Raw genomic sequence first — 26,395 nt, 5'->3', positions numbered from 1 at the left:
TTTGGAAAAATTCAGGCAGCTCAGTGGCATAAGCTTATAACAAACCACCAGAGGCTGTTGCCATGCGCGACTCCCATAACAACACCGGTTTTTCCACACGGGCCATCCACCATGGTTATGACCCGCTTTCCCACGGGGGCGCCCTCGTGCCGCCGGTGTATCAAACAGCGACCTATGCCTTCCCCACCGTTGAATATGGCGCTGCCTGCTTTGCAGGGGAGGAAGCGGGGCACTTCTACAGCCGTATTTCCAACCCGACGCTGGCCTTGCTGGAACAGCGCATGGCGTCCCTGGAAGGGGGCGAGGCCGGGCTGGCGCTGGCTTCGGGGATGGGGGCCATTACCTCGACGATCTGGACCCTACTGCGGCCGGGTGATGAACTGATTGTCGGGCGCACGTTGTATGGCTGTACCTTTGCCTTCCTGCACCATGGCATTGGCGAGTTCGGGGTGAAAATCCGTCACGTCGACCTTAACGACATCAAGGCACTCAAGGCGGCGATCACCAGCAAAACACGGATGATCTACTTCGAAACACCCGCCAACCCCAACATGCAACTGGTCGATATCGCGGCCGTGGCGGATGCCGCGCGTGGGCATGATTTGCATATCGTGGTCGACAACACCTACTGCACGCCTTATTTGCAGCGGCCCCTGGAAATGGGAGCCGACCTGGTGGTGCATTCGGCCACCAAGTACTTGAGCGGCCATGGTGATCTCACCGCAGGGCTGGTGGTGGGGCGCAAGGCGCTGATCGACCGGATACGCCTGGAAGGCCTCAAAGACATGACGGGCGCGGTGCTGTCGCCGCATGACGCTTCGCTGTTGATGCGCGGTATCAAGACCCTGGCGCTGCGCATGGACCGCCATTGCGCCAACGCACAGCAGGTTGCAGAGTTTATCGCGCGCCAGCCGCAGGTCGAGTTTATCCACTATCCAGGGCTGCCCTCGTTTGCCCAGTACGAACTCGCTCAACGGCAGATGCGCCTGCCGGGTGGCATGATCGCGTTCGAGCTCAAGGGCGGCATCGAAGCCGGGCGGCGCTTCATGAATGCCCTGCAGCTGTTCGCGCGGGCGGTGAGCCTGGGCGATGCCGAGTCGCTGGCGCAGCATCCGGCGAGCATGACCCATTCCAGCTATACGCCGAAGGAGCGGGCACATCACGGGATATCGGAGGGGTTGGTTCGTTTATCGGTGGGGCTTGAGGATGTGGAGGACCTGCTTGAGGATGTTGGCCACGCGCTGATGGTTTGCAGTTGAAGCGGCTGTAGGGGCCCTGACATTGGCATAGCCGCGTCAGGGCCTTACGCCTGGAGGTCAGACTTCATCAGGGTCGTTCAGATACGCGGCGTTTCTTTCCAGAATACTCAGGCGCAACTCAAGAGGAGACTGGCCTTGCGTGCAAACATAGGTGTATGGCACACCTTTGAACGTGCGCAACATCAAGGGCGTTTGCCGGCCTGCTGGGGCCAGACGCACAGTTACCTGGTCTTCAAGGCTGGCGAAAGTGATGGGTATGTTGTCGCAATCCAGCAACTCGAAGAGCGTTGGGTAGGCGTTATCGAAGGGGGAGGGTAAGGCGCATACGCAATTTTCCTTATGGATGTAAAGTGCGCGTGCGTAGCGAACGGAAGACCGAACGAACAACCGGTAGCCCTTTTCCACGCTGCGAAAGTAAAGGTGCAGCGGCGCGACATCGACTGCTTCAGCAACATACCCAAGGTAATTCGATTCGTCACGCTTGCTGGGTTCAACCGGTTTTACAACCGGCGTGGGATTCTGCTCATAGACAGGTGCTCGGCTTCCTCGGTTTCCACTGCTGGTTATCACGGTGTGGCGGAAAAAACGGCCGGCCCATCCCGCGTGGGCAATGCCAGCCATCGTCGGTTTTTGTGTGGTGGGGGTAGAAGTGCCGCCGATCTCGGCTGGTCCTCCCAGCAGTTCATCGAGGAAATTGAAGCTACCGTCCACGGCCTCAACAGTGGCAATGAATGAGCGTTGTCGGTGAGTCAGCATAAGAGTTCTCCTGGGTTGGATAGGCTTATGCAGGGTCCGCAAATACCAGGCCGAGAGGCACTCGGAAATGTGTGCTGAGTAAGTTGCGTGAATCTGTTGCCGGCTCGGTGTCGATTGCTGGGTAATGCTGCCCCTCAGAAAAACAAAAGGCCTCTTTCGAGGCCTTTTGCAACGCATCAGCTCAACGCTTGAGCCCGTAGCTCTCATCGAGCATACCCGGCGAGTTCGGCGTTTTTGGCGCGTAATCGCGTGGCACTTCGGCGGTGTCCTTCGGCGGGGTCAGACGGTCGCGTGGGCCTTGGGCCGCTTCGGAGTGCAGGGCGGCCAGCAGGCGCTGGCGGGTGACGTCGTCGAGGGCCAGGGTGTTGGCGCCATCGGCGAGGTGATCCTGGACATCCTGGTAGCTCTGGGTGAGTTTCTTGACCAGTACGGCGGTGCTGTTGAAGTGGGTGACCACTTCGTTCTGGTAGCTGTCGAAACGCTGCTGGATGTCATCCAGTTGACGTTGCGTGCTGCTCGGCGCGGCATTGGGCAGCAGGCGGGCTACGACGAAACCAACCACCACGCCGATGACCAGGGCCAGGGTCGGCAACAACCAAACAAGGAGCGAGAGTTCCACGAGTCCTTCCTCTATAAACGGCTTTGCTTTACGTTAACGGCTCAGACCTGCGCTGTATACCGCGAGCGATCGCAAATCAGAACAGAATTCCTCACCTAGACGAATCGACCCTTCCCGAGGTCACGGAGTAGTGCCTTGCTTGTCCGCGAAACCCCCTTGTTCATCGATGGCCCTTGTGGCCAGTTGGAAGCCTTGTACCTGGACGTGGCCGATGCCCGCGGCGTGGTGCTGATCTGCCACCCCAACCCGGTCCAGGGCGGCACCATGCTCAACAAGGTAGTTTCGACGTTGCAACGCACCGCGCGTGACGCCGGTTACGTGACCCTGCGCTTCAACTACCGGGGTGTCGGCCAAAGCGCCGGCAGCCATGATATGGGCGCGGGCGAGGTAGCCGATGCCGAGGCAGCGGCTGCCTGGTTGCGCGCGAAGCACCCTGAGCTGCCGGTGGTGCTGATGGGCTTCTCGTTCGGTGGTTTCGTCGCGACCAGCCTGGCAGGGCGCCTGGAAAGCGCTGGCGTTGAGTTGCAACACCTGTTCATGATCGCCCCGGCGGTGATGCGCCTGACAGCCGAATTCCCGTTGCCGCAACGCTGCCCGATCACCCTGGTGCAGCCCGACAGCGATGAGGTCGTCGATCCGCAGTTGGTCTACGAATGGTCTGACACCCTGTCGCGCCCCCATGAGCTGCTGAAAGTGGCAGAATGCGGACACTTCTTCCATGGCAAGCTGACCGATCTGAAGGATCTGCTGCTGCCGCGCCTTTCGAATTGAGCCAAGCCTGAATAAGCGAACACCCATGACCACGCGCATCCTTACCGGTATCACCACCACCGGCACCCCGCACCTGGGCAACTACGCCGGCGCCATTCGCCCGGCGATCCGCGCCAGCCAACAACCCGGTGCCGATTCGTTCTACTTCCTGGCCGACTACCACGCCCTGATCAAGTGCGACGACCCGCTGCGCATCCAGCGCTCGCGCCTGGAAATCGCTGCCACCTGGCTGGCCGGTGGCCTCGATCCGGACAAGGTAACCTTCTACCGCCAGTCCGACATCCCGGAGATCCCCGAACTGACCTGGTTGCTGACCTGCGTTGCTGCAAAGGGCCTGCTCAACCGTGCCCATGCCTACAAGGCCTCGGTGGACAAGAACGTCGAGAACGGTGAAGACCCGGACGCCGGCGTGACCATGGGGCTGTTCAGCTACCCCGTGCTGATGGCCGCCGACATCCTGATGTTCAACGCCCACAAGGTGCCGGTCGGCCGTGACCAGATCCAGCACGTGGAAATGGCCCGTGACATTGGCCAGCGCTTCAACCACCTGTTCGGCCAGGGTAAGGACTTCTTCGCCCTGCCGGAGGCGGTGATCGAAGAGAGCGTGGCGACGTTGCCGGGCCTGGACGGGCGCAAGATGTCCAAGAGTTACGACAACACCATCCCGCTATTCACCAGCGCGAAGGACATGAAAGACGCTATTTCGCGCATTGTGACCGACTCGCGCGCGCCGGGCGAAGCGAAAGACCCGGACAATTCGCACTTGTTCACCCTGTACCAGGCCTTCTCGACGCCGGAGCAATGCGCCGGGTTCCGCGAAGAGCTGCTGCAGGGCCTGGGCTGGGGCGACGCCAAGCAGCGTCTGTTCCAGCTGCTGGATGGGCAACTGGCCGAGAAGCGCGACCACTACCATCAACTGATCTCGCGTCCATCGGACCTGGAAGACATCCTGTTGGCCGGTGCCGCCAAGGCCCGCAAGATCGCCACGCCGTTCCTTGAGCAACTGCGCGAAGCCGTTGGCCTGCGTTCGTTCCGCAGCAGCGTGCAGGCCAACACCGAAGTGAAGAAAAAGGCCGCCAAGAGCGCGCGTTTCGTCAGCTTCCGTGACGAGGATGGCAGCTTCCGCTTCCGCCTGCTGGCCGCCGACGGCGAGCAACTGTTGCTGTCGCGCAGCTTCGCCGACGGCAAGAGTGCTGGCGCTGTAAGCAAGCAGCTGCAGCAAGGTGGCGAAGCCGATGTGCGTGCTGAAGGGCTGAGCTTCAGCCTGTGGCTGAATGGCGAGCAAGTGGCTGAAGGGCCGCAGTTCGACACGGCCGAAGCCCGTGATGCGGCTGTTCAAAGCCTGCACGAGGCCCTGGTGCCACAGCAGGACTGAGACAGTTTGACGCAAGTCTGATTGCCATTAAGCGGGCCTGTCGCTACAGTGACGGCCCGTTTTTTGTTGCCTCGCTAACGAAATCATGACGCCCCTAGAACGATATCAAGCAGATCTGAAACGTCCCGACTTCTTCCATGATGCGGCGCAGGAGACTGCGGTGCGTCACTTGCAGCGCCTGTACGACGACCTGGTGCACGCGCAGAACAACAAGCCGGGCGTGTTCGGCAAACTGTTCGGCAAGAAAGAGCAGACGCCGGTCAAGGGCCTGTACTTCTGGGGTGGGGTAGGGCGTGGCAAGACCTACCTGGTCGACACCTTCTACGAGGCGCTGCCGTTCAAGCAGAAGATGCGGACGCACTTCCACCGCTTTATGAAGCGCGTGCACGAGGAGATGAAAACCCTCAAGGGCGAGAAAAACCCGCTGACCCTCATCGCCAAACGTTTCAGCGACGAAGCCAAAGTCATCTGCTTCGACGAGTTCTTCGTCTCCGACATTACCGATGCGATGATCCTCGGCACTTTGATGGAGGAGCTGTTCAAGAACGGCGTTTCCTTGGTGGCGACGTCCAACATCGTGCCGGACGGCCTGTACAAGGACGGCCTGCAGCGTGCGCGCTTCCTGCCTGCCATCGCCATGATCAAGCAGTACACCGACGTGGTGAACGTCGACAGTGGCGTCGACTATCGCTTGCGTCACCTGGAGCAGGCCGAACTGTTCCACTTCCCGCTCAATGACGCCGCACACCAGAGCATGCGTGCCAGCTTCAAGGCACTGACCCCTGAGTGCACCCAGGCTGTCGAGAACGACGTGCTGATGATCGAAAATCGCCCGATCAACGCCCTGCGCACCTGCGATGACGTCGCCTGGTTCGACTTCCGCGCCCTGTGCGACGGGCCGCGTAGCCAGAACGACTACATCGAACTGGGCAAGATCTTCCATGCGGTATTGCTGAGCAATGTCGAGCAGATGGGCGTTGCCACCGATGATATCGCCCGCCGGTTCATCAATATGGTTGATGAATTCTACGACCGTAACGTCAAGCTGATCATTTCGGCTGAGGTGGAGTTGAAGGACCTGTACACCGGTGGCCGGTTGAGCTTTGAGTTCCAGCGGACTTTGAGCCGGTTGCTGGAGATGCAGTCGCACGAGTTCCTGTCGCGCGCGCACAAGCCTTGAATACTGGGGCCGCTTTGCGCCCCATCGCTGGCAAGCCAGCTCCCACAAGTACCGCGCGGTCCCTGTAGGAGCCGGCTTGCCGGCGATGGGGCGCGAAGCGGCCCCCTAGGCCTCAAGCCTCTTGCATGAACTGCTGCCGATACTGGTTCGGCGACAACTCCGTGTGCTGGCGGAACAACCGGGCAAAGAAGCTGGCGTCGTCGTAGCCCACTTCGTAGCTGATGGTCTTGATGCTCTTGCGCGTGCTCGACAACAAGCCCTTGGCGGTCTCGATCCGTAGCCGTTGCAGGTAATGCAGCGGCTTGTCGCCCGTCGCGCCCTGGAAGCGGCGCATGAAGTTGCGAATGCTCATGCCGTGGTTGCGAGCCACGTCCTCAAAGCGGAACTTGTCGGCGAAGTGCTCTTCCAGCCAATGCTGGATCTGCAGGATGATCAGGTCCTGGTGCAGTTTCTGCCCACCAAAACCCATGCGCCCCGGGGTGTAGTTGCGCTGCACTTCGTAAAGGATGTCGCGGGCCACGGCGCGGGCCACGTTGGCACCGCAGAAGCGCTCGATCAGGTAGATATACAGGTCACAGGCCGACGTCGCACCGCCCGCGCAATAGATATTGTCGGCATCGGTCAGGTGCTTGTCCTGGTTCAGGCGGATTTTCGGAAAACGCTCGGCAAAATTGGCGAAGAAACGCCAGTAGGTCGTCGCCTCCTTGCCGTCGAGCAGGCCGGACTCGGCCAGCCAGAACACGCCAGAGGCTTCAGCGCACAGCACGGCGCCACGGGCATGTTGCTCGCGCAGCCACGGCAACACCTGTGGATAACGCTGCATGAGGTTGTCGAAGTCGTCCCAGAACGCTGGGAGGATGATGATGTCGGCATCGTTCAGGCCGCCGTCGACCGGCAGTTGGACATTACTGAAGCTGTCCACGGGCTGGCCGTCTGGGCTCACCAGGCCAATTTCGAACATGGGCTGCAGGCCCAGGCCCAATTGCTTGCTATACCGCAGGCTGGCGAGGTGGAAGAAATCCTTGGCTTGCATCAAGGTCGAAGCAAACACCTTGTCAATGGCCAGGATGCTGACGCGCCGCAGCGACGCGGAGGGTTGGGTAAACATCATTGTCATTGTTCTTATAGGGTAGAGTGGTCAATCACCGGCTGGATCGTCTTATTTTTTGGCGATTGTGTCTACCCCGCAGAATTGCACGGTCCCTTTCGCGAGTTCACCCGCGAAAGGGACAGCGCTGCACTGGGTTCAGGGCGCCGGGTTGGGCTGGTCCTGATGAATCGCCTCGATCGCCGCCAGCAGCTCATCGCTCAGCTTCAGGTCCAGGCTCGCCAGGTTGCTCTCGAGCTGTTCGACGCTAGTCGCACCGATAATGTTGCTGGTCACGAACGGCTGGCGTGTCACGAACGCCAGGGCCATCTGCGCCGGGTCCAGCCCATGTGCCTGGGCCAGTTGCACATAGCGGCTGCAGGCCGCCACGGTCTGCGGGTTGGAGTAGCGGGCGAAGCGGCTGAACAGCGTCAGGCGGCCTTTTTCGGGCCGGGCGCCGTTCTCGTATTTGCCCGACAGCATGCCAAAGGCCAGCGGCGAATAAGCCAGCAGCCCGCATTGCTCACGGATGGCGATTTCCGCCAGGCCCACCTCGAAACTGCGGTTGAGCAGGTTGTACGGGTTCTGGATCGACACCGCGCGCGGCCAGCCGCGGGCTTCTGCCAACTGCAGGAACTTCATGGTGCCCCACGGCGTTTCGTTGGACAGGCCAATGTGGCGGATCTTGCCCGCGCGCACCTGCTCGTCGAGCACTTCGAGGGTTTCTTCCAGTGGGGTGAAGTGGTCTTGTGGCAGGTGCTGATAGCCCAGCTTGCCGAAGAAGTTGGTGCTGCGCTCCGGCCAGTGCAGCTGGTACAGGTCGATGCGGTCGGTTTGCAGGCGTTTCAGGCTTTCGTCCAGCGCCGCGACGATGTGCTGGCGGTTGTGCTTGAGTTGGCCATCACGGATGTGGCTGATGCCGTTGCCGGGGCCTGCGACCTTGCTGGCCAGGATCCAGTCGTCGCGATCACCCTTTTCGCGGAACCAGTTGCCGATGATGCGCTCGGTGGCCGCATAGGTCTCGGGGCGCGGTGGCACCGGGTACATTTCGGCGGTGTCGATGAAGTTGACCCCGGCGGCCTTGGCCATCGCAATCTGCTTGAAGGCCTCGTCCTGAACGTTCTGTTCGCCCCAGGTCATGGTGCCCAGGCACAGGGCGCTGACGTTGAGATCGGTACGGCCGAGCTGGCGGTATTCCATCGGGAAAACTCTCCTTGGTAAAGAAGCCCATAAAAGCAGGTTGAAATTTTTCGCGCAATCTGGATAATTCGGCACCTCTCCGTGTGGCGGAAGTGATGCACCACCACGCAGGAAGAACCCCGTCGAACATTGGCGTGCCCGACCCGAGCCCCCAAAAGCGTCTGTGTTCGGCTGCGCGCTTGCCCTTGGCAAGCTGTGCACTATCCAGTAAGATTCGCCGTCTATTTTTCGCTGGGCGGCCTCTGAGGCTTTAGAGAATGAAAACTTTTACTGCTAAACCGGAAACAGTAAAGCGCGAGTGGTTCGTAGTCGACGCCGCTGGCCAGACCCTGGGTCGTCTGGCTACCGAAATCGCTAGCCGTCTGCGTGGCAAACACAAACCAGAATACACCCCTCACGTTGACACCGGCGACTACATCGTCGTCATCAACGCCGAGCAAATCCGTGTAACTGGCGCCAAGTCTTCCGACAAAATGTACTACTCCCACTCCGGCTTCCCAGGCGGTATCAAGGAAATCAACTTCGAGAAGTTGATCGCCAAGGCCCCTGAGCGTGTTATCGAAACCGCGGTCAAAGGCATGCTGCCGAAGAACCCGCTGGGTCGCGACATGTACCGTAAGCTGAAAGTGTACGCGGGTGCTGCTCACCCACACACTGCTCAGCAGCCTCAAGAACTGAAGATCTAACGGGATAGTTCATTATGTCGGCGACTCAAAATTACGGCACTGGCCGTCGCAAGACCGCAACCGCTCGCGTTTTCCTGCGTCCGGGTACTGGTAACATTTCCATCAACAACCGTTCTCTGGACGTGTTCTTCGGCCGCGAAACCGCTCGCATGGTTGTTCGCCAGCCGCTGGAACTGACCGAGACCGTTGAGAAGTTCGACATCTACGTCACCGTTGCTGGTGGTGGTGTCAGCGGTCAAGCCGGTGCGATCCGTCACGGTATCACCCGCGCTCTGATGGAATACGACGAAACCCTGCGTGGCGCTCTGCGTCGTGCTGGCTACGTCACCCGCGACGCTCGTGAAGTTGAGCGTAAGAAAGTGGGTCTGCGTAAAGCGCGTAAGCGTCCTCAGTACTCCAAGCGTTAATTTCGCTTCGGCAGTCGAAAAAGCCCGGTTCCTTTGGAACCGGGCTTTTTTTATGTCTTGAACTAACCTGTCAGCATGTCCGTGACGGCTTACCGCATAGACGCAGATCAAGCAAAGCGAGGGTTGTAGCCCGCAACCGGGTAATCACCTTGTCAGTGTGTGGATTTGTTTCTTACCATGGCGGCCAATTTTTAGTGCCACAGACATTACCTAAGTACAGGCCTGATCCAACAGGCCAAGCAAGCTGATGGGAGAGGACTGAATGAGCAATGACGGCGTCAACGCAGGCCGGCGCCGCTTCCTCGTAGCCGCGACCTCTGTGGTCGGGGCGGCGGGGGCAGTGGGGGCTGCGGTACCGTTCGTGGGGTCATGGTTTCCCAGTGCCAAGGCGAAAGCCGCGGGTGCACCGGTGAAGGTGAATATCGCCAAGGTCGAGGCCGGGCAGCAGATGGTGGCTGAGTGGCGTGGCCAGCCTGTGTTCATCGTACGGCGAACGGAGGAGATCCTCGGGAACCTCAAGAAAATTACCGCAGACCTGTCCGACCCCGAGTCGAAGGCCTCGGTGCAACCCACCTACGTCGACCCGCAGGTGCGCTCGATCAAGCCGGAAATACTCATTCTTGTAGGCCTGTGCACCCACCTGGGCTGCTCGCCGACGTTCCGCCCTGAAGTGGCGCCCGCCGACCTGGGGCCAAAGTGGGTAGGGGGCTATTTCTGCCCGTGCCACGGTTCCCACTACGACCTGGCTGGCCGTGTCTACAAGTCGCAGCCGGCGCCTCTCAACCTGCCAGTGCCGCCGCACTCGTATGAGTCGGACGACATCATTGTCATCGGCGTCGATCAGGAGAACGCATGATGAGCAAGTTCATGGACTGGATTGATGCGCGCTTCCCCGCCACCAAGATGTGGGAAGACCACCTGAGCAAGTATTACGCGCCCAAGAACTTCAACTTCCTGTATTTCTTCGGCTCCCTGGCGTTGCTGGTGCTGGTCAACCAGATCGTCACCGGTGTGTGGCTGACCATGAGCTTCACGCCCTCGGCGGAAGAGGCCTTCGCCTCGGTCGAGTACATCATGCGTGACGTGGAATACGGCTGGATCCTGCGCTACCTGCACTCCACCGGCGCGTCGGCGTTCTTCATCGTGGTCTACCTGCACATGTTCCGCGGGCTGCTCTACGGCTCCTACCAGAAGCCACGCGAGCTGGTCTGGCTGTTCGGCATGCTGATCTACCTGGCGCTGATGGCAGAGGCCTTCATGGGCTACCTGCTGCCTTGGGGGCAGATGTCGTACTGGGGTGCCCAGGTGATCATCTCGCTGTTCGGTGCGATTCCGGTGATCGGCGACGACCTCACCCAATGGATTCGTGGTGACTACCTGATTTCCGGTATTACCCTGAACCGCTTCTTCGCCCTGCATGTGGTAGCCCTGCCGATCGTTATCCTGGGCCTGGTGGTGCTGCACATCCTGGCCTTGCATGAAGTGGGTTCGAACAACCCCGATGGCGTCGACATCAAGAAGAAAAAGGACGAAAACGGTATCCCGCTGGACGGCATTCCGTTCCACCCGTACTACACCGTCAAGGACATTGTCGGCGTGGTCGTGTTCCTCTTCGTGTTCTGCGCCGTGGTGTTCTTCTTCCCGGAAATGGGCGGTTACTTCCTGGAGAAACCGAACTTCGAGCAGGCGAACGCCTTCAAGACGCCTGAGCACATTGCACCGGTGTGGTACTTCACGCCGTTCTACGCGATCTTGCGTGCGGTGCCTGACAAGCTCATGGGTGTGATCGCCATGGGTGCCGCCATCGCCGTGCTGTTCGTGTTGCCTTGGCTCGACCGCAGCCCGGTGCGCTCCATGCGCTACAAGGGCTGGATCAGCAAGCTCTTCCTGCTGGTGTTCTGCGTGGCCTTCGTCATCCTCGGCATATTGGGCGTGCTGGCACCGACACCAGGGCGCACCTTGCTGTCGCAGGTGTGCACGGTGTTGTACTTCGCCTACTTCCTGCTGATGCCGTTCTACACAAGGCTCGAGAAGACCAAACCGGTTCCGGAAAGGGTGACTGGCTGATGAAAAAGTTGATTGCAGTATTTTTGCTGGCAGTGATGCCTGCCTTTTCCTTCGCTGCGGAACACGGCCTGGAGCTGGACAAGGTCGACATCGACCTGACCGACAAAGCGGCCATGCAGGATGGTGCGCGCACCTTTGCCAACTATTGCATGGGTTGCCACAGCGCCAAGTTCCAGCGCTACGAGCGGGTCGCCGATGACCTGGGTATCCCCCACGAGCTGATGCTTGAAAAGCTGGTGTTCACCGGTGCCAAGATTGGTGATCACATGAACATCGGCATGAAGCCAAGCGATGCCAAGACCTGGTTCGGCGCCGCGCCACCCGACCTGACCCTGGTCGCCCGGGTGCGGGGTACCGATTGGCTGTACACCTACCTGCGCAGCTTCTATGAGGACAAGTCGCGTCCTTATGGGGTGAACAACAAGGTGTTCCCTAACGTGGGCATGCCCAACGTGCTGGTCGGCCTGCAGGGCAACCAGGTGGTTGGCTGCAAGCAGGTACAGAGCGTGGTCGATGGCAAGAAGCAGTTTGACCCGCTGACGGGCAGCCCATTGACCCATGAAGCGTGCGACCAGCTGACCATCACGCCGAATTCCGGTACCCTGACGACCGAGCAGTTCGACGAGAAGGTCAAGAACCTGGTGACCTTCCTGGCCTATTCGGCCAACCCGGTCAAACTGGAAAGCCAGCGCATTGGTACCTATGTGTTGCTGTACCTGGCTTTCTTCTTCGTATTCGCCTATTTGCTCAAGCGTGAATACTGGAAGGACGTGCACTGATCACGCAGTAATTTCTGGTAGTTGAACGCGCCCGGGGGGCCCTAGCAGATTTGCCAGGGTGCCCCGGGCGCGTTTTCATTTAGAGTTTTACGAGCATCTCGTGCGAGGAGGCGCTACATGGGCGCAACCAACAGGTTAGCCTGCTATTCCGATCCCGCTGATCACTATTCTCATCGGGTACGCCTCGTTCTTGCCGAAAAAGGCATCAGCGTGCAGATCGTCGACGTCGATCCTGGCCGTTTGCCGCCCAAGCTGGTTGAGGTGAACCCCTATGGGAGCGTGCCGACCTTGGTCGACCGCGACCTGGCGTTGTATGAGTCGACCGTGGTGATGGAATACCTCGAAGAGCGTTACCCGCATCCACCCTTGATGCCGGTGTACCCTGTGGCGCGTGGCAACAGCCGCCTGCTCATACACCGCATCCAGCGCGACTGGTGTGCCCTGGCGGACACCGTGCTCGACGCGCGCAGCACTGACGCTGCCCGGGCCGAGGCGCGCAAGGCGTTGCGTGAGAGCTTGACCGGTGTGTCGCCGCTGTTCGGTGAGTTCGCCTGCTTCATGAGTGATGAGCAAAGCCTGGTCGATTGTTGTCTATTGCCCATACTCTGGCGTTTGCCGGTCATGGGTATCGAATTGCCGCGGCAAGCCAAGCCGCTGCTGGATTACATGGAGCGACAGTTCGCCCGCGAGCCTTTCATGGCGAGCCTGTCCTCCGTAGAACGTGAAATGCGCAAGCTTTAAGGAGCTGTTGATGAACTCCAGTCGCCCCTATCTGGTTCGAGCACTGTACGAGTGGATCGTCGACAACGATTGCACGCCCCATATGCTGGTCAATGCCGAATTCCCGGCAGTCCAGGTGCCGCAAGGTTTTGCCAGTGATGGTCAGATTGTCCTGAATATTTCGCCGAGCGCCGTGCGCAGCCTGCACATGGATAACGATGCGGTGAGCTTCGAGGGCCGCTTCGGCGGCGTCGCCCATACCTTGTACGTGCCGATTGGTGCGATCCTCGGTATCTACGCCCGTGAGAACGGGCAGGGCATGGTCTTCGAGCTGGAGCCGTCGTTGATGGAAGGCGATGAGCTGGAAGACGACGACGTCGAGCCGGATGATGACGGCCCACCTGAAGGGGGTGGCCAGCCGCCGCGTCCAACGGGTCGGCCAAGCCTCAAAGTGGTCAAGTAACAAAAAGGCGATCCAACCGGATCGCCTTTTTATTTGCGCTGCAGCTGCGACTAAAGGTCGCTGATGGTGCGCACTTGGTCTTTGTTGATGCGGGTGCGTTTGCCGTCGAGTTGCTGGAACTCGTAGAAGCCGGTGGCCTTCTCGTAGCGCGGCGCGTCGACGGCCTGGAACTCGCGGCCGTCGTTCAGGGTGATCAGGCTAGGGGTGGAGCAGCCGGCCAGGGTGGCGAAGGTGCCAATCAGCAGGGCAGGCAGCAGGAGCTTCTTCATGCGGTGTTTCCTGAATTTCTGAAGGGTAAAGCTTTGTGGTGGCCTGTACGCGCCTCATCGCCGGCAAGCCGGCTCTCGCAGGTGAACCACGAACCCTGCGAGAGCCGGCTTCCGGCGATGAGATCGGAAAAGGCCAATGAATCAGTCGATGTACTCGAACAGCTTGACGATCTTCTGCACGCCCGACACGCTCTGGACCACGCCGGTGGCGGCGTTGGCCTCTTGCTGGGTCACCAGGCCGAGCAGGTAGACGATACCGTTTTCGGTAATCACCTTGATGCGCGAGCTTGGCACGGCGTTGTCGGTCAGCATCTGGGTCTTGATCTTGGTGGTCAGCCAGGCGTCGTTGTTGCGCGCGAGGATGGAGGACGGCTGCATCACCTGCAGTTCGTTGTGCACCTTCTTCACGCGCTGCACTTGGCCCGCAGTCTGCTCGGCCAGGCTCTTGAGGTCGGCGCGCGGGGTTTGGCCGGCGAGCAGGACAATACCGTTGTAGCTGCTGACAACGATGTGCGAGCCCTTGTCCAGGTCTGGGCTGGCCTTGGAAATATTCACCGCAGCCTTGGTTTCGATCAGCGAGTCATCGATCTTGCTGCCGATGGTGCGCGTGCCGCGATCGTCCTCGATTGGCGAATTGCGGGTGGAGGTCAGCACCGAGCTGCAGCCGGTAACGCTCAGGCACAGGGTCAGGGCCATCAGGCCGAGGCGCATAGGGGTCATTCTTCACTCCCGAACAGTTGGCTGTCGATCAGGTCGCACAGGCAGTGGATCGCCAGCAGGTGGACTTCCTGGATACGCGCGGTGACTGTCGAGGGCACGCGGATTTCCACGTCCTCGGGCAGGAGCAGCGAAGCCATGCCGCCACCGTCACGTCCAGTCAATGCTACGACAATCATTTCGCGATCATGTGCGGCCTGGATCGCTTGAATCACGTTGGCCGAGTTGCCGCTGGTGGAAATCGCCAGCAACACATCGCCGGGCTGGCCCAAGGCGCGAATCTGTTTGGAAAAGACTTCGTTGTAGCTGTAGTCATTGGCAATCGAGGTCAGCGTCGAGCTGTCGGTTGTCAATGCGATGGCCGGCAGGCTCGGGCGCTCGCGCTCGAAGCGGTTGAGCAGCTCTGACGAGAAGTGCTGGGCATCGCCGGCCGAGCCGCCGTTGCCGCAGGCGAGCATCTTGCCCTCGTTGAGAAGCGCATTGACCATGACCAGGCTGGCCTGCTCGATGTGCGGTGCCAGGATGTCCATTGCCTGTTGCTTGGTATCGATGCTGGCCTGGAACAGCCGGCGAATTCGGGATTGCATGTCCATCTGGTGACCTTAAGTGGGGCGGTGGCCTTTGCTGCGCGCATCAACGACCAGCCCGCGAAACATAGAGCAAAAAATATGAAGTGGGTTCAGCATTCGAAGGCGTTTTTCAGCCATTGAAGCGGTCTGCCTGCGTGGTGGCTGCCCTGCAGGGCGACAACGTCGAAGCGGCAGGGGTGTGTGGCCCAGCGGCACTCCTTCTGCAGGAAAAGGCTGGCAGCCAGCACCAGCCGTTTCTGCTTGCGCCCGTCGATACTGCCGAGGGCGCCACCGAAGCTCGCGTGCAGCCGGTAGCGGACTTCGACGAATACTACTGTATCGGCGTCGAGCATGACCAGATCAAGCTCACCGCCTTTGCATCGCCAATTGCGTGTCAGCAGCTGCAAACCTTGCCCTTGGAGGTACTCAAGGGCTTGGTTTTCGGCTGCATGGCCGGCCTGGGTAGGCGATGCGTCGGGCATCAGCGGGCGGTGTCTGGCAGGCGCTTGACCTGGCCACCTGCGAACTCGGCCCACGGCAGTTGACGTTCGATGCGCTGGTTGGCGTTCATGCTCAGGCTGCCGGACAGGCCCTGGATGCGGTTATCCGGCAGGGCTTTCAGCTGGCCCAGGCGGGGTGCCAGGCTGTAGGCATCCACACCCATGGCGTACAGGCGGCCGAGGCTGCCGGCTGCTTGTGGCCATTGCTGGACCACTTGCTGGCGCAGGCTGTTGCTGGTGTCGAGCAGCCACGGTGTTTCGCAGAAGCGAATGCCGTTCATGTCGTTGTACTGGTTGACGTCACCGCTGGCGCTGTACAGGTTCGAGGTGGCGTAGACCGGCACGTCGCCCGCGTACTGGAAGTTCAGCGTCGGCTTGATCTGCTGGGCCTGCTGCGGCGTCGAGGCGAGGAAGATGAAGTCGATGTCCTGGCGGCGCGATGGCTGCGCGGCGATGTTGCCGCCTACCGTGCTTTGCAGGCTCTTGGCGCGGCCTTCGCTTTGGCGCAGTTGGAACAGGTCGGCAATTTGCTGGGCCAGGGCGACCGGTTGAGCGATGCGCTCGGCGGCGAGCAGGGTGCCGCCGTTGCTTTCCCAGTCTTTGCGGAAAGCGGCGAGCACGCGGTCGCCCCATTCACCGCTTGGCACCAGGGCAACGGCACGTACCTTGCCGTCGGCGCGGGCGCGGCGCGAGACTTCACGGGCTTCGTCTTCAGCAGCGAGGCCGAACTGGAAGAGTTGCGGCGGGGCTGTCTGGCCGGCGTCTGCATAGTTAAGTGCCAGCGTGGTGATTGGCAACTGCTGATTAGCAGCGAGCTTCTTCACCAGGGGTTTTTCCAGTGGGCCGACTACAAGTTGCACACCAGCGGCCTGGGCTTGGCGGTAGAAGTCGTCCAGCGAGGTGATGCGCGAGCTGTCGAATACCTGCACGGCTGGCGCCGGTTGGCCCGACTGCTGGGCCTGGAAGTGAGCGGCCATGAAACCATCGCGCAGCGCGCGGGCGACACCCGCCAAAGGCCCTTCCTGGGGCAGCAGCAGGGCGATCTTGGTCAATGGCTGGCTGGCCAGCTCCTTGAGCTTGACCAGCGCCACCGGCAGTTGCTGGGCGGCAGGGTGGTCCGGGTGCTGTTTGCGCCAGGCCTCGATGGCGGCTTGCTGTTGCTCCAGGGTGCCGGCGGTTTTCACCGCCAGGGCCAGGCTGGTCCAGCCGGCCAGGACCGGGTCGGTGGCGGGCTGCTGCAACTGCTCTGCCGGCAATGCGGCGACCAGTGCCCAGATGGCGTCATTGTTGGTGCTGGCGGCCTGGCCGCTGAGCAGCGGGGCGAGCAGGATGCGCTGTTGTGCCGCTGCCAACGACTGGCCGTCGGCTTCAAGGGCGGCCGCGTGGACGCTGTAGGTGCGTGCTTGCTGTTCTACCGGCAGTTCGCCAACGCGCTGCAGGCTGGGGTGCGACAGCGCGCTCAGCGCCGCTTTGGGCTGATTGCGGCTCATCGCCAGCTCGGCGCCAAGGGTGCTGGCGAAGACTTGCTGGGCGGGCTTGAGCGTGTCCATCGGGACCTGCTCGAGAATGCGTGCGGCGCGCGGGTAGTCCTTCTGCTTGTACGCAAGGTCTGCGGCGCTCAGGCGCAGCAGGGCGGCGTCTTCCGCGGACTTGCTGGAGGCGGCCTTTTCGAGCAGTTGCTCGATACTGGCGTCCGGAGTGCGCGGCAGCTCGCCCAGGCTGGATGAGGGCGAGCTGGCGCAGGCTGCCAGCAGGGTAGCGAGGCAGAGGGCTGAGAGCAGCCGCAGGCAAGCGATCATGTAAAGGTCCTGTTACTCGATCAAGTTGGCCGGCAATTGTACCCAAGCACTGGCCGGGGCGCGATGTTGCTGATGCTGATCCTTCACTATAGGCGGCTGGCCGGTGAACGCCTGCGAAGTTCTTTGCGCCCTGTTGCGGGCGCTCGGGCTACAATGGCGCCTTTGATCCGAAAGACAGGTGTGCGCAGTGACTGATGTGGCAGGGGCTTCGAAATCCACCGTGGGTACGCTGTATGTGGTCGCAACGCCCATCGGCAACCTCGACGACATGAGCGCCAGGGCGCTGAAGGTGCTGGCGGATGTCGCCCTGATCGCGGCCGAGGACACGCGTCACTCGATCCGCCTGCTGCAGCATTTCGGTATCGACACACCGCTGGCGGCCTGCCATGAGCACAATGAGCGTGACGAAGGTGGGCGTTTCCTGACCAAGCTGTTGGCCGGCGACAACGTGGCGCTGGTGTCCGACGCCGGTACGCCATTGATTTCCGACCCTGGCTACCACCTGGTGCGCCAAGCGCGTGCGGCGGGTGTGAATGTGGTGCCGGTGCCCGGTGCGTGCGCGCTGATCGCCGCGCTTTCTGCCGCGGGCCTGCCCTCCGACCGTTTCATCTTCGAAGGTTTTTTGCCGGCGAAGACGGCGGGGCGCCGGGCACGCCTGGAGCAGGTGAAGGAAGAGCCGCGTACCTTGATCTTCTATGAGGCCCCTCACCGCATCCTCGAGTGCCTCGAAGACATGGAGGCAGTGTTCGGTGCTGAGCGCCCGGCGCTGTTGGCGCGCGAGCTGACCAAAACCTTCGAAACCCTCAAAGGGCTGCCCTTGGCCGAGTTGCGTGCTTTTGTCGCGGCCGATAGCAATCAGCAGCGGGGAGAGTGCGTTGTATTGGTGGGCGGCTGGAGTGCGCCTGAGGGCGAGCAGGCCATCAGTGTCGAGGCGCAGCGTGTGCTGGACTTGCTGTTAGCGGAGTTGCCGCTCAAGCGGGCGGCGGCACTTGCGGCGGAAATTACCGGCGTACGTAAGAATCTGTTGTATCAACTTGCCTTGGAAAAGCAGAAAGCACAGTAGTGGCAATTTGATATAGTTTACGGTATCGCTTGTTCTTGAGCGCGGCTGCCGTTAACCTTGTCAGCGGAGAGTCGATTGGACAGTCGCTGCCTGCTTTTGTTCCGCAGCTTTTGTTGCGAAACGGCAGGGGGAGGAAAGTCCGGGCTCCATAGGGCAGAGTGCCAGGTAATGCCTGGGAGGCGTGAGCCTACGGAAAGTGCCACAGAAAATAACCGCCTAAGCACTTCGGTGCCGGTAAGGGTGAAAAGGTGCGGTAAGAGCGCACCGCGCGACTGGCAACAGTTCGTGGCTAGGTAAACCCCACTCGGAGCAAGACCAAATAGGGTTCCATTAGGCGTGGCCCGCGTCGGAACCGGGTAGGTTGCTAGAGGCGTCCAGTGATGGCCGTCGTAGAGGAATGACTGTCCTCGACAAAACCCGGCTTACAGATCGACTCTCCACCTCTCCCTCCCTGCTTGAATCGATAGCAGGCGCGCTCTGGTAATACCGAAAAAATCTTACTCTTAATAAATCACTTTAACTTCGAACTCCATACGCTTGCGTGGGTTTGATTTTTCTCGTGTTTTTTTCCCGCCTGAACTCTTTCCACATTCCTTTATCGCGCTAAATCTCGGTCCTGTAAGGCTTTTCCTTATGAACGTGCCTTGACGGTGCAGCGGGCGGATTCCTATAGTGTGCGCAAGTGGCAGAAAGTGGGATGAAGTGGGTTTTCTGGCACAAAAAAGCTACCATTGTGGGGAATCGCAGCCGTGTTCCGCGGAGCCAACGCCGTCAGCCTCGATGCCAAAGGCCGTCTCGCCATGCCGAGCCGGTACCGCGACGAGCTCGATTCGCGTTGCAATGGTCAGCTGATCGTGACCATCGATGCTGTAGACCCCTGCTTGTGTGTCTACCCCCTCGATGAGTGGGAACAGATAGAAGCCAAGTTGCGTGCCTTGCCGTCGTTGCGTGAGGAAAACCGCCGCCTGCAGCGTTTGCTGATTGGTAATGCGGTTGACCTGGAGCTCGATGGCAGTGGGCGTTTCCTGGTACCGCCCCGCCTGCGTGAGTACGCCAAGCTCGACAAGAAGGCGATGCTGGTGGGGCAACTGAACAAATTCCAGCTGTGGGATGAGGATGCCTGGAACGCGGTTTCGGCAGCCGACCTTGCAGCTATTCAACAACCGGGCGCCATGCCCGACGAATTGCGTGACCTGATCCTGTGACCATAGATAGCGGCTTCAACCACATCACCGTCCTGCTCGACGAAGCTGTCGAGGCATTGGCCCTGCGCGCCGACGGTTGCTATCTGGACGGCACCTTTGGCCGTGGCGGACACAGCCGTCTGATCCTCAGCAAGCTCGGGCCGCAAGGGCGGCTGCTGGGCTTCGACAAAGATCCACAGGCGATTGCCACAGGGCAAGCGCTGGCGGCCGAAGACGGCCGCTTTGTCATTGTGCAGCGCAGCTTTGCCGAGTTGGGGGCCGAGGTGGCCGAACGCGGCCTGGCTGGCAAGGTCAGCGGTATCCTGCTTGACCTGGGCGTTTCCTCTCCGCAGCTGGATGATCCTGAGCGCGGCTTCAGTTTCCTCAATGATGGCCCGCTGGACATGCGCATGAACCCTGACCAGGGCATCAGCGCGGCCGAGTTCATCGCTACCGCACCCGTGGAAGAAATTGCCCGCGTATTCAAAGAGTACGGTGAGGAGCGTTTCGCCGGGCGCATGGCGCGCGCCGTCGTGGAACGCCGCGAAAAGCAGCCCTTCACCCGTACTGCCGACCTGGCCGAAGTGCTCAAGGTCGCCAACCCGGCGTGGGAAAAGGGCAAGAACCCGGCCACCCGCGCCTTCCAAGGCCTGCGCATCCACGTCAACAACGAGTTGGGTGACCTTGAGGCTGGGCTTGAGGCCGCGCTCGATGCGCTGGAAATCGGTGGTCGCCTCGCAGTCATCAGCTTCCACTCGCTCGAAGACCGCATCGTCAAATTGTTCATGCGCAAGCTGGTCAAGGGCGAGGCAGACAACCTGCCGCGCAACCTGCCGGTACAGCACAAGGTCTTCGAACCGAAAATCAAGCTCATCGGCAAGGCGCAGTTCGCGTCCGAGGCTGAGCTCAAGGCCAACCCGCGGTCGCGCAGCGCCGTGATGCGGGTGGCGGAGAAGCTGCGGTGAGCAGGCTGTTTGCCAAGCCATTGCCAGGCGGAAGCTTCCTGATGCTTCTGCTGTTCGTCGGTGTCCTGGTTTCGGCCATCGCCGTGTCCTACAGCGCCCACTGGAACCGTCAGTTGCTCAATACCCTGTACGGCGAATTGAGCGAGCGCGACAAGGCCCAGGCTGAATGGGGGCGCTTGATCCTTGAGCAAAGCACTTGGACCGCCCACAGCCGTATCGAGAGCCTCGCTTCCGAGCAATTGAAAATGCGCGTCCCTGCGGCTGACGAAGTGCGGATGGTGGCGCCATGATGAAGCTCGAAGGCGCACTCTACCCCTGGCGCTTCCGGGTAGTGATCGGTTTGCTGGCACTGATGGTGGGTGCCATCTGCTGGCGCATCATCGACCTGCAGGTCGTCGACCGTGACTTCCTCAAGGGCCAGGGTGACGCCCGCAGCCTGCGGCATATTCCGATTCCTGCGCACCGTGGCCTGATCACCGACCGCAACGGCGAGCCGCTGGCGGTCAGTACGCCGGTCACCACCCTCTGGGCCAACCCCAAGGAAATGCAGGCTGCCAAGGACCGTTGGCCGCAGCTGGCGGCTGCATTGGGGCAAAACGCCCAGCAGTTGACCGAGCGCCTGACCCAACAGGCCAACAAGGAATTCATCTACCTGGTCCGCGGGCTGACCCCGGAGCAGGGCCAGCAGGTGCTCGACCTGAAAGTGCCGGGCGTGTATGGCCTGGAAGAGTTCCGCCGTTTCTACCCGGCCGGTGATGTCACCGCGCACATGGTCGGCTTTACCGACCTCGATGACCATGGGCGTGAAGGGGTAGAGCTGGCCTACGACGAATGGCTGGCCGGCGTGCCGGGCAAGCGACAGGTGATCAAGGACCGGCGTGGCCGGCTGATCAAGGACATTCAGGTCACCAAAAACGCCAAGGCCGGTAAGACCTTGGCGTTGTCGATAGACCTGCGCCTGCAATACCTGGCCACCCGCGAACTGCGCAACGCCATTGCCGAACAGGAAGCCAAGGCCGGCAGCCTGGTGATCATGGACGTCAAGACCGGTGAGGTCCTGGCCATGGTCAACCAGCCGACCTACAACCCGAACAACCGCCGCAGCATGTTCCCTGCCGCGATGCGTAACCGGGCGATCATCGACGTGTTCGAGCCAGGTTCGACCGTCAAGCCGATCTCCATGAGTGCGGCGCTGCAGAGCGGGCGCTGGAAAACCACCGACAAGGTCGAGGTTTACCCGGGCAGCCTGCAGATCGGCCGCTACACCATCAAGGACGTTTCCCGCAGCGAGGGCCCGATCCTCGACCTGACCGGCATCCTGATCAACTCCTCCAACGTCGGCATGAGCAAGATCGCTTTCGACATCGGTGGCGAGGCCATCTACCGGGTCATGTCCCAGGTTGGCCTGGGGCAATACACCGGCCTGGGCTTCCCGGGCGAGCGGGTGGGCAACCTGCCTAACCACCGTGAGTGGCGCAAGGCCGAGACCGCGACCCTGTCTTATGGCTATGGCGTATCGGTGACTGCTCTGCAGCTGGTGCATGCCTACGCGGCGCTGGCCAACGACGGCAAGATGGTGCCGCTGTCGATCCTCAAGGTGGACAAGGCGCCCGAGGCTGTTCAGGCGATTCCGAAAGAAACCGCCGAAACCGTTCAAGGCATGCTGCAGCAGGTGATCGAGGCGCCGCGCGGGGTATTCCGTGCGCAGGTGCCGTTCTATCACGTGGGTGGTAAGTCCGGTACGGCGCGTAAGGCGACCGTCGGTTCCAAGGGTTACACGGAAAACGCCTACCGCTCGCTGTTCGCAGGCTTCGGCCCGATGAGCGATCCGCGTTACGCCATCGTCGTGGTCATCGATGAACCGAGCAAGGGCGGCTACTTCGGTGGTCTGGTTTCGGCGCCTGTGTTCAGCAAGGTCATGTCGGGCACCCTGCGTTTGATGAACGTGCCGCCAGACAACCTGCCGCCGCCACCCACCGCACAACCACAAGTCACTGCAGCTGCCGCCAAGGGAGGGCGTGGATGATGACAATGCCATTGAGCAAGCTTTTCGCCCACGCCAGCCGCGATCCGCTGATCCGCGAGCTGACTCTGGACAGCCGCGCCGTGCGTCCAGGTGACCTGTTCCTGGCCGTCCCGGGTGCCAAGGTCGATGGCCGCGACCATATCGCCGACGCCTTGGCCCGTGGCGCTGCCGCCGTTGCCTATGAAGAGCAGGGCGCTACCGTGCTGCCGATCACCGACGTGCCGCTGATTCCGGTCAAGGGCCTGATCGCCCAGCTGTCGGATATCGCCGGTCGCTTCTATGGCGAACCGAGCCGCCAGTTGAACCTGGTCGGGGTTACCGGCACCAACGGCAAGACCAGTGTCACTCAGTTAGTGGCGCAGGCGCTTGATGTGCTGGGCCAGCGTTGCGGCCTGATCGGCACCCTGGGTACCGGCTTCTACGGTGAGCTGCAGAGCGGACGCCTGACCACGCCGGACCCGATCGCGGTGCAGTCGACGCTCTACGACCTGAAAAAGGCCGGTGCCAAGGCTGTAGCGATGGAGGTGTCCTCGCATGCCCTTGAGCAGGGGCGCGTCGCCGCGCTGGAATTTGATATCGCGGTCATGACCAACCTGTCCCGTGATCATCTGGATTACCACGGCAGCATGGAGGCCTATGAGGCCGCCAAGGCCAAGCTGTTCGCCTGGCGCAGCCTGCGCTGCCAGGTGGTCAACCTGGACGACGATTTTGGCCGACGCCTGGCGCTGGCGTATGCCCGCCGTCCGAGTGCCGATCATATCGAGCCCCGGCTGCTCAGCTACAGCCTGGAAAACCCGGAAGCGTCTTTGTATTGCCGTGAAGCCACCTTCGATGACGATGGCGTGCGCGCAATCCTCGTGACCGCCCAGGGTGAGCGCACTTTGCGCAGCCAGCTGCTTGGCCGCTTCAACCTGAGCAACATGCTCGCGGCTGTGGCCACGCTGCTGGCCCTGGATTACTCGCTGGACGAAATTCTCAAGGTCACCCCGCAGTTGCAAGGGCCGGTTGGCCGCATGCAGCGCTTGGGTGGCGGCGACAAACCGCTGGTGGTGGTCGATTACGCCCACACCCCGGATGCCCTGGAAAAAGTACTCGAGGCCCTGCGCCCGCATGCGCACGGCAAGCTGCTGTGCCTGTTCGGCTGCGGTGGCGACCGTGACCGTGGCAAGCGCCCGCTGATGGCCGGCGTGGCTGAGCGCCTGGCTGACCGCGTGCTGGTTACCGATGACAACCCGCGCAGTGAAGACCCGCTGCGGATCTTCGACGATATCCACCCTGGTTTTGCCAAGCCAGACAGCGTCGAGTTCGTCGCTGGCCGCAGCGAAGCCATCGCCCACCTGATCGCCACTGCCGCAGCCGATGACGTCATCGTCCTGGCCGGCAAGGGGCACGAGGATTACCAGGAGATTCGCGGCGAGCGCCACGATTTCTCCGATCTGGTCGAAGCCGAGAAGGCACTTGCAGCCTGGGAGGCTCCACATGCTTAAAGCCATGACACTCAGCCAGCTGACCACAGCACTGAGTGCTCGCCTGGTCAGCGCCGACGCCAGCTTCGACGGCGTCAGCATCGACAGCCGCAGCGTCACTGCCGGGCAGTTGTTCGTCGCGCTGACGGGGCCACGCTTCGATGGCCATGATTACCTGGCCGATGTAAAAGCCAAGGGCGCCGTTGCCGCGCTGGTCGAGCGCGAAGTTGCCGATGTCGACCTGCCGCAGTTACTGGTCGCCGACTGCCGTCTGGCCCTGGGCCAGCTCGGGGCGCTGAACCGTGCTGCGTTCGACAAGCCTGTCGTAGCCATCACCGGCTCCAGCGGCAAGACCACGGTCAAGGAAATGCTGGCCAGCATCCTGCGCACCCGTGGCCTGGTGCATGCCACGCGCGGCAACCTGAACAACGACCTCGGTGCCCCGTTGACCCTGCTGGAAATTGCCCCGGAGCACAGCGCGGCGGTGATCGAGCTCGGTGCTTCGCGCATCGGTGAAATCCGCTACACCGTCGGCCTGACCCAGCCCCAGGTGGTCATCATCAATAACGCCGGCACCGCCCACGTGGGTGAGTTTGGCGGCCCTGAGAAAATCGTCGAGGCCAAGGGCGAGATCCTCGAAGGCCTGGGCGAGGGCGGCACGGCCATCCTCAACCTGGACGACAAGGCCTTTGGCATCTGGAAGGCACGTGCAGGGGCGCACACGGTCATCAGCTTCGCCCGCACTAACGCTAGCGCCGATTTCCATGCCACTGACATTGGTCGTGATGCGCGTGGTTGCCCGTCGTTCAAGCTGCATGGCGCCGGTGAAACCGTAGACGTGCAACTCAACGTGCTGGGCGAGCACAACGTCAGCAACGCGTTGGCCGCCGCCGCCGCCGCCCATGCCGTCGGTCTGAGCCTGAGTGGCATCGCCGCTGGGCTGAATGCCGTGCAACCGGTCAAGGGCCGCACCGTGGCGCAGATCGCGCCGAACGGTGTGCGCGTGATCGACGACAGTTACAACGCAAATCCCACCTCCATGTGCGCGGCCATTGATATACTCGCCGGCTTTTCCGGACGCACCGTCCTGGTGCTCGGGGATATCGGCGAATTGGGCCAATGGGCGGAAGAAGGCCACCGTCAGGTGGGTGACTACGCGCGTGGCAAGGTCGACGCCCTGTACGCAGTGGGTACCAACATGACACACGCGGTCAAGGCGTTCGGCGCCAATGGCCGTCATTTCGCTACTCAAGCTGAGCTGATCGACGCGGTTAGCGCCGAAAATGCCAGCGACACCACAATCTTGATCAAGGGCTCGCGTAGCGCTGCGATGGAAAACGTCGTGGCGGCTTTGTGTGGTTCAAGCGGGGAGAAACATTAATGCTGCTGCTGTTGGCTGAGTATCTGCAACAGTTCCATAAAGGCTTCGCGGTCTTCCAGTACCTGTCCCTGCGCGGGATCCTGGGTGTACTGACCGCGTTGTCACTGGCGCTGTGGCTGGGCCCTTGGATGATCCGTACCCTGCAGATCCGCCAGATCGGTCAGGCTGTCCGTAACGACGGCCCGCAATCGCACTTGTCCAAATCCGGCACCCCCACCATGGGCGGCGCGCTGATCCTGTCCGCTATCGCCGTCAGCACCCTGCTGTGGGCTGACCTGTCCAACCGCTATGTGTGGGTCGTGCTGATCGTCACCCTGGCGTTTGGCGCCATCGGCTGGGTCGATGACTACCGCAAGGTGATCGAAAAGAACTCCCGTGGCTTGCCAAGCCGCTGGAAGTACTTCTGGCAGTCGGTGTTTGGCCTGGCTGCTGCGGTCTTCCTTTACAAGACCGCCCCGACCAGCGTCGAAACCACATTGATCCTGCCGTTCATCAAGGATGTCACCATCCCGCTGGGCGTTGGCTTCATCGTTCTGACCTACTTCGTCATCGTCGGCTCCAGCAACGCGGTCAACCTCACCGATGGCCTCGACGGCCTGGCCATCATGCCAACGGTCATGGTGGGCGGTGCATTGGGCATCTTCTGCTACCTGTCGGGTAACGTGAAATTCGCTGAGTACCTGCTGATCCCGTATGTGCCGGGTTCGGGGGAACTGATCGTGTTCTGCGGCGCATTGATCGGCGCCGGCCTGGGCTTCCTGTGGTTCAACACTTACCCGGCGCAAGTCTTCATGGGTGACGTTGGCGCGCTGGCGCTGGGCGCCGCGCTGGGCACCATCGCGGTGATCGTTCGCCAGGAAATCGTCCTGTTCATCATGGGCGGCATCTTCGTGGTGGAGACCCTGTCGGTGGTGATCCAGGTCGCCTCCTTCAAGTTGACCGGCAAGCGTGTGTTCCGCATGGCGCCGATCCACCACCACTTTGAACTCAAGGGCTGGCCTGAGCCACGGGTGATCGTCCGTTTCTGGATCATCACCGTGATTCTGGTGCTGGTCGGCCTTGCAACCCTGAAACTGAGGTAGATGAG

The 26,395-nt window shown here is 61.3% G+C and carries 28 protein-coding genes and 1 other RNA gene; 20 read left to right on the top strand and 9 right to left on the bottom strand.

Translation table 11 applies throughout. From position 1 onward, the window contains the following. Window positions 1-62: 62 nt before the first annotated feature. Window positions 63-1,259 (top strand): methionine gamma-lyase, encoded by a 1,197-nt coding sequence (locus MFF34_RS00700; RefSeq protein ID WP_238209544.1) that lies wholly within the window; start codon window positions 63-65, stop codon window positions 1,257-1,259. A gap of 57 nt (window positions 1,260-1,316) precedes the next feature. Here the strand turns inward: MFF34_RS00700 and MFF34_RS00695 are convergent, their stop codons facing one another. Beyond that, window positions 1,317-2,015: a hypothetical protein gene (locus MFF34_RS00695; protein WP_238209542.1), complete on the bottom strand. Its 699-nt coding sequence runs from the start codon at window positions 2,013-2,015 to the stop codon at window positions 1,317-1,319. 181 nt (window positions 2,016-2,196) lie between these two features. Further along, entirely contained in the window at window positions 2,197-2,634 is a 438-nt protein-coding gene (locus MFF34_RS00690) for a YhcB family protein (protein ID WP_027593992.1), read from the bottom strand. 135 nt (window positions 2,635-2,769) lie between these two features. Between MFF34_RS00690 and MFF34_RS00685 the strand changes: the two genes are divergently transcribed. The 3 genes from MFF34_RS00685 to zapE all read left to right on the top strand — a co-directional run bounded on the left by MFF34_RS00685 (window position 2,770) and on the right by zapE (window position 5,960). Next, entirely contained in the window at window positions 2,770-3,405 is a 636-nt protein-coding gene (locus MFF34_RS00685) for an alpha/beta hydrolase (protein ID WP_238209540.1), read from the top strand. A gap of 25 nt (window positions 3,406-3,430) precedes the next feature. After that, complete coding sequence (locus MFF34_RS00680) at window positions 3,431-4,780, top strand: tryptophan--tRNA ligase (protein WP_238209530.1); 1,350 nt, start codon at window positions 3,431-3,433, stop codon at window positions 4,778-4,780. 85 nt (window positions 4,781-4,865) lie between these two features. Continuing rightward, complete coding sequence (gene zapE / locus MFF34_RS00675) at window positions 4,866-5,960, top strand: cell division protein ZapE (protein ID WP_027593995.1); 1,095 nt, start codon at window positions 4,866-4,868, stop codon at window positions 5,958-5,960. A 112-nt stretch (window positions 5,961-6,072) separates the two neighbouring features. Here the strand turns inward: zapE and MFF34_RS00670 are convergent, their stop codons facing one another. Together MFF34_RS00670 and MFF34_RS00665 are read right to left on the bottom strand one after the other, a co-directional pair. After that, window positions 6,073-6,993, bottom strand: coding sequence for a GlxA family transcriptional regulator (locus MFF34_RS00670; protein WP_172960431.1), 921 nt, complete (start codon window positions 6,991-6,993; stop codon window positions 6,073-6,075). Between the two features lie 213 nt (window positions 6,994-7,206). After that, window positions 7,207-8,247, bottom strand: coding sequence for an NADP(H)-dependent aldo-keto reductase (locus MFF34_RS00665; RefSeq protein ID WP_238209528.1), 1,041 nt, complete (start codon window positions 8,245-8,247; stop codon window positions 7,207-7,209). 257 nt (window positions 8,248-8,504) lie between these two features. On the opposite strand from MFF34_RS00665, the gene rplM reads away from it, so the two are divergent. From rplM to MFF34_RS00630, 7 genes are all read left to right on the top strand, one after another. Next, the gene (rplM, locus tag MFF34_RS00660; RefSeq protein ID WP_008097538.1) at window positions 8,505-8,933 is read left to right on the top strand and encodes a 50S ribosomal protein L13; all 429 of its coding nucleotides are present in this window, start codon (window positions 8,505-8,507) and stop codon (window positions 8,931-8,933) included. Window positions 8,934-8,947: 14 nt separating this feature from the next. Next, window positions 8,948-9,340 carry a 30S ribosomal protein S9 gene (gene rpsI, locus MFF34_RS00655; protein WP_009404633.1) on the top strand — a complete coding sequence of 131 codons (393 nt, stop codon included), beginning with the start codon at window positions 8,948-8,950 and terminating at the stop codon, window positions 9,338-9,340. A gap of 262 nt (window positions 9,341-9,602) precedes the next feature. Next, entirely contained in the window at window positions 9,603-10,196 is a 594-nt protein-coding gene (gene petA / locus MFF34_RS00650; protein WP_027593998.1) for a ubiquinol-cytochrome c reductase iron-sulfur subunit, read from the top strand. Continuing rightward, on the top strand, window positions 10,196-11,407 hold the full coding sequence (locus tag MFF34_RS00645; RefSeq protein ID WP_027593999.1) for a cytochrome bc complex cytochrome b subunit: 1,212 nt from the start codon (window positions 10,196-10,198) through the stop codon (window positions 11,405-11,407). The genes petA and MFF34_RS00645 overlap by 1 nt, the downstream gene beginning before the upstream one ends. Continuing rightward, on the top strand, window positions 11,407-12,186 hold the full coding sequence (locus MFF34_RS00640) for a cytochrome c1 (RefSeq protein ID WP_027594000.1): 780 nt from the start codon (window positions 11,407-11,409) through the stop codon (window positions 12,184-12,186). The genes MFF34_RS00645 and MFF34_RS00640 overlap by 1 nt, the downstream gene beginning before the upstream one ends. A gap of 117 nt (window positions 12,187-12,303) precedes the next feature. Next, on the top strand, window positions 12,304-12,927 hold the full coding sequence (locus MFF34_RS00635) for a glutathione S-transferase N-terminal domain-containing protein (RefSeq protein ID WP_027594001.1): 624 nt from the start codon (window positions 12,304-12,306) through the stop codon (window positions 12,925-12,927). A gap of 10 nt (window positions 12,928-12,937) precedes the next feature. After that, the gene (locus MFF34_RS00630; RefSeq protein ID WP_238209526.1) at window positions 12,938-13,369 is read left to right on the top strand and encodes a ClpXP protease specificity-enhancing factor; all 432 of its coding nucleotides are present in this window, start codon (window positions 12,938-12,940) and stop codon (window positions 13,367-13,369) included. A 50-nt stretch (window positions 13,370-13,419) separates the two neighbouring features. Here the strand turns inward: MFF34_RS00630 and MFF34_RS00625 are convergent, their stop codons facing one another. The 5 genes from MFF34_RS00625 to MFF34_RS00605 all read right to left on the bottom strand — a co-directional run bounded on the left by MFF34_RS00625 (window position 13,420) and on the right by MFF34_RS00605 (window position 17,223). Further along, window positions 13,420-13,638 (bottom strand): YgdI/YgdR family lipoprotein, encoded by a 219-nt coding sequence (locus tag MFF34_RS00625; protein ID WP_099430372.1) that lies wholly within the window; start codon window positions 13,636-13,638, stop codon window positions 13,420-13,422. Between the two features lie 141 nt (window positions 13,639-13,779). Next, window positions 13,780-14,358: a BON domain-containing protein gene (locus MFF34_RS00620; protein WP_027594004.1), complete on the bottom strand. Its 579-nt coding sequence runs from the start codon at window positions 14,356-14,358 to the stop codon at window positions 13,780-13,782. Next, a complete protein-coding gene (locus tag MFF34_RS00615) occupies window positions 14,355-14,948 on the bottom strand; it encodes a phosphoheptose isomerase (protein ID WP_012274070.1) in 594 nt (197 codons plus the stop codon). The genes MFF34_RS00620 and MFF34_RS00615 overlap by 4 nt, the downstream gene beginning before the upstream one ends. Window positions 14,949-15,034: 86 nt before the next feature. Further along, the gene (locus MFF34_RS00610; RefSeq protein WP_027594005.1) at window positions 15,035-15,406 is read right to left on the bottom strand and encodes a YraN family protein; all 372 of its coding nucleotides are present in this window, start codon (window positions 15,404-15,406) and stop codon (window positions 15,035-15,037) included. After that, the gene (locus MFF34_RS00605) at window positions 15,406-17,223 is read right to left on the bottom strand and encodes a penicillin-binding protein activator (protein WP_238209524.1); all 1,818 of its coding nucleotides are present in this window, start codon (window positions 17,221-17,223) and stop codon (window positions 15,406-15,408) included. The genes MFF34_RS00610 and MFF34_RS00605 overlap by 1 nt, the downstream gene beginning before the upstream one ends. Window positions 17,224-17,410: 187 nt before the next feature. Between MFF34_RS00605 and rsmI the strand changes: the two genes are divergently transcribed. The 9 genes from rsmI (at window position 17,411) to mraY (ending at window position 26,390) form a co-directional block, all read left to right on the top strand. Further along, complete coding sequence (gene rsmI / locus MFF34_RS00600; RefSeq protein WP_027594007.1) at window positions 17,411-18,286, top strand: 16S rRNA (cytidine(1402)-2'-O)-methyltransferase; 876 nt, start codon at window positions 17,411-17,413, stop codon at window positions 18,284-18,286. 67 nt (window positions 18,287-18,353) lie between these two features. After that, window positions 18,354-18,727, top strand: an RNA gene (rnpB, locus tag MFF34_RS00595) — RNase P RNA component class A. 308 nt (window positions 18,728-19,035) lie between these two features. Then, window positions 19,036-19,491 carry a division/cell wall cluster transcriptional repressor MraZ gene (gene mraZ / locus MFF34_RS00590; protein ID WP_004575120.1) on the top strand — a complete coding sequence of 152 codons (456 nt, stop codon included), beginning with the start codon at window positions 19,036-19,038 and terminating at the stop codon, window positions 19,489-19,491. Then, window positions 19,488-20,435, top strand: a complete 948-nt coding sequence (gene rsmH / locus MFF34_RS00585; protein ID WP_027594008.1) for a 16S rRNA (cytosine(1402)-N(4))-methyltransferase RsmH — start codon at window positions 19,488-19,490, stop codon at window positions 20,433-20,435. Before mraZ ends, rsmH begins: the two co-directional genes overlap by 4 nt. Next, entirely contained in the window at window positions 20,432-20,725 is a 294-nt protein-coding gene (gene ftsL, locus MFF34_RS00580) for a cell division protein FtsL (protein ID WP_027594009.1), read from the top strand. Before rsmH ends, ftsL begins: the two co-directional genes overlap by 4 nt. Continuing rightward, window positions 20,725-22,461 carry a penicillin-binding protein 2 gene (locus MFF34_RS00575; RefSeq protein WP_172960429.1) on the top strand — a complete coding sequence of 579 codons (1,737 nt, stop codon included), beginning with the start codon at window positions 20,725-20,727 and terminating at the stop codon, window positions 22,459-22,461. The genes ftsL and MFF34_RS00575 overlap by 1 nt, the downstream gene beginning before the upstream one ends. Further along, window positions 22,458-23,948, top strand: a complete 1,491-nt coding sequence (locus MFF34_RS00570) for a UDP-N-acetylmuramoyl-L-alanyl-D-glutamate--2,6-diaminopimelate ligase (protein ID WP_238209522.1) — start codon at window positions 22,458-22,460, stop codon at window positions 23,946-23,948. Before MFF34_RS00575 ends, MFF34_RS00570 begins: the two co-directional genes overlap by 4 nt. Then, the gene (gene murF, locus MFF34_RS00565) at window positions 23,941-25,308 is read left to right on the top strand and encodes a UDP-N-acetylmuramoyl-tripeptide--D-alanyl-D-alanine ligase (protein ID WP_238209520.1); all 1,368 of its coding nucleotides are present in this window, start codon (window positions 23,941-23,943) and stop codon (window positions 25,306-25,308) included. Before MFF34_RS00570 ends, murF begins: the two co-directional genes overlap by 8 nt. Continuing rightward, window positions 25,308-26,390 (top strand): phospho-N-acetylmuramoyl-pentapeptide-transferase, encoded by a 1,083-nt coding sequence (gene mraY, locus MFF34_RS00560; RefSeq protein WP_027594013.1) that lies wholly within the window; start codon window positions 25,308-25,310, stop codon window positions 26,388-26,390. Before murF ends, mraY begins: the two co-directional genes overlap by 1 nt. Window positions 26,391-26,395: the final 5 nt, after the last annotated feature.

The organism is Pseudomonas sp. PAGU 2196 (assembly GCF_022179005.1).
GTDB lineage: Bacteria > Pseudomonadota > Gammaproteobacteria > Pseudomonadales > Pseudomonadaceae > Aquipseudomonas > Aquipseudomonas kermanshahensis.
Note: the sequence above shows the minus strand (reverse complement) of the source record. Positions and strands in the feature narration are given on the sequence as shown.

What these genes read in the sequence shown, in the direction of transcription:
- MFF34_RS00700 (WP_238209544.1), top strand. Translation starts at nt 63, where the DNA reads ATGCGCGACTCCCATAACAACACCGGTTTTTCCACACGGGCCATCCAC.
- MFF34_RS00695 (WP_238209542.1), bottom strand. Translation starts at nt 2,015, where the DNA reads ATGCTGACTCACCGACAACGCTCATTCATTGCCACTGTTGAGGCCGTG.
- MFF34_RS00680 (WP_238209530.1), top strand. Translation starts at nt 3,431, where the DNA reads ATGACCACGCGCATCCTTACCGGTATCACCACCACCGGCACCCCGCAC.
- zapE (WP_027593995.1), top strand. Translation starts at nt 4,866, where the DNA reads ATGACGCCCCTAGAACGATATCAAGCAGATCTGAAACGTCCCGACTTC.
- MFF34_RS00670 (WP_172960431.1), bottom strand. Translation starts at nt 6,993, where the DNA reads ATGCAAGCCAAGGATTTCTTCCACCTCGCCAGCCTGCGGTATAGCAAG.
- MFF34_RS00665 (WP_238209528.1), bottom strand. Translation starts at nt 8,247, where the DNA reads ATGGAATACCGCCAGCTCGGCCGTACCGATCTCAACGTCAGCGCCCTG.
- rplM (WP_008097538.1), top strand. Translation starts at nt 8,505, where the DNA reads ATGAAAACTTTTACTGCTAAACCGGAAACAGTAAAGCGCGAGTGGTTC.
- rpsI (WP_009404633.1), top strand. Translation starts at nt 8,948, where the DNA reads ATGTCGGCGACTCAAAATTACGGCACTGGCCGTCGCAAGACCGCAACC.
- petA (WP_027593998.1), top strand. Translation starts at nt 9,603, where the DNA reads ATGAGCAATGACGGCGTCAACGCAGGCCGGCGCCGCTTCCTCGTAGCC.
- MFF34_RS00645 (WP_027593999.1), top strand. Translation starts at nt 10,196, where the DNA reads ATGAGCAAGTTCATGGACTGGATTGATGCGCGCTTCCCCGCCACCAAG.
- MFF34_RS00640 (WP_027594000.1), top strand. Translation starts at nt 11,407, where the DNA reads ATGAAAAAGTTGATTGCAGTATTTTTGCTGGCAGTGATGCCTGCCTTT.
- MFF34_RS00635 (WP_027594001.1), top strand. Translation starts at nt 12,304, where the DNA reads ATGGGCGCAACCAACAGGTTAGCCTGCTATTCCGATCCCGCTGATCAC.
- MFF34_RS00630 (WP_238209526.1), top strand. Translation starts at nt 12,938, where the DNA reads ATGAACTCCAGTCGCCCCTATCTGGTTCGAGCACTGTACGAGTGGATC.
- MFF34_RS00625 (WP_099430372.1), bottom strand. Translation starts at nt 13,638, where the DNA reads ATGAAGAAGCTCCTGCTGCCTGCCCTGCTGATTGGCACCTTCGCCACC.
- MFF34_RS00620 (WP_027594004.1), bottom strand. Translation starts at nt 14,358, where the DNA reads ATGACCCCTATGCGCCTCGGCCTGATGGCCCTGACCCTGTGCCTGAGC.
- MFF34_RS00615 (WP_012274070.1), bottom strand. Translation starts at nt 14,948, where the DNA reads ATGGACATGCAATCCCGAATTCGCCGGCTGTTCCAGGCCAGCATCGAT.
- MFF34_RS00610 (WP_027594005.1), bottom strand. Translation starts at nt 15,406, where the DNA reads ATGCCCGACGCATCGCCTACCCAGGCCGGCCATGCAGCCGAAAACCAA.
- MFF34_RS00605 (WP_238209524.1), bottom strand. Translation starts at nt 17,223, where the DNA reads ATGATCGCTTGCCTGCGGCTGCTCTCAGCCCTCTGCCTCGCTACCCTG.
- MFF34_RS00575 (WP_172960429.1), top strand. Translation starts at nt 20,725, where the DNA reads ATGAAGCTCGAAGGCGCACTCTACCCCTGGCGCTTCCGGGTAGTGATC.
- MFF34_RS00570 (WP_238209522.1), top strand. Translation starts at nt 22,458, where the DNA reads ATGATGACAATGCCATTGAGCAAGCTTTTCGCCCACGCCAGCCGCGAT.
- murF (WP_238209520.1), top strand. Translation starts at nt 23,941, where the DNA reads ATGCTTAAAGCCATGACACTCAGCCAGCTGACCACAGCACTGAGTGCT.
- mraY (WP_027594013.1), top strand. Translation starts at nt 25,308, where the DNA reads ATGCTGCTGCTGTTGGCTGAGTATCTGCAACAGTTCCATAAAGGCTTC.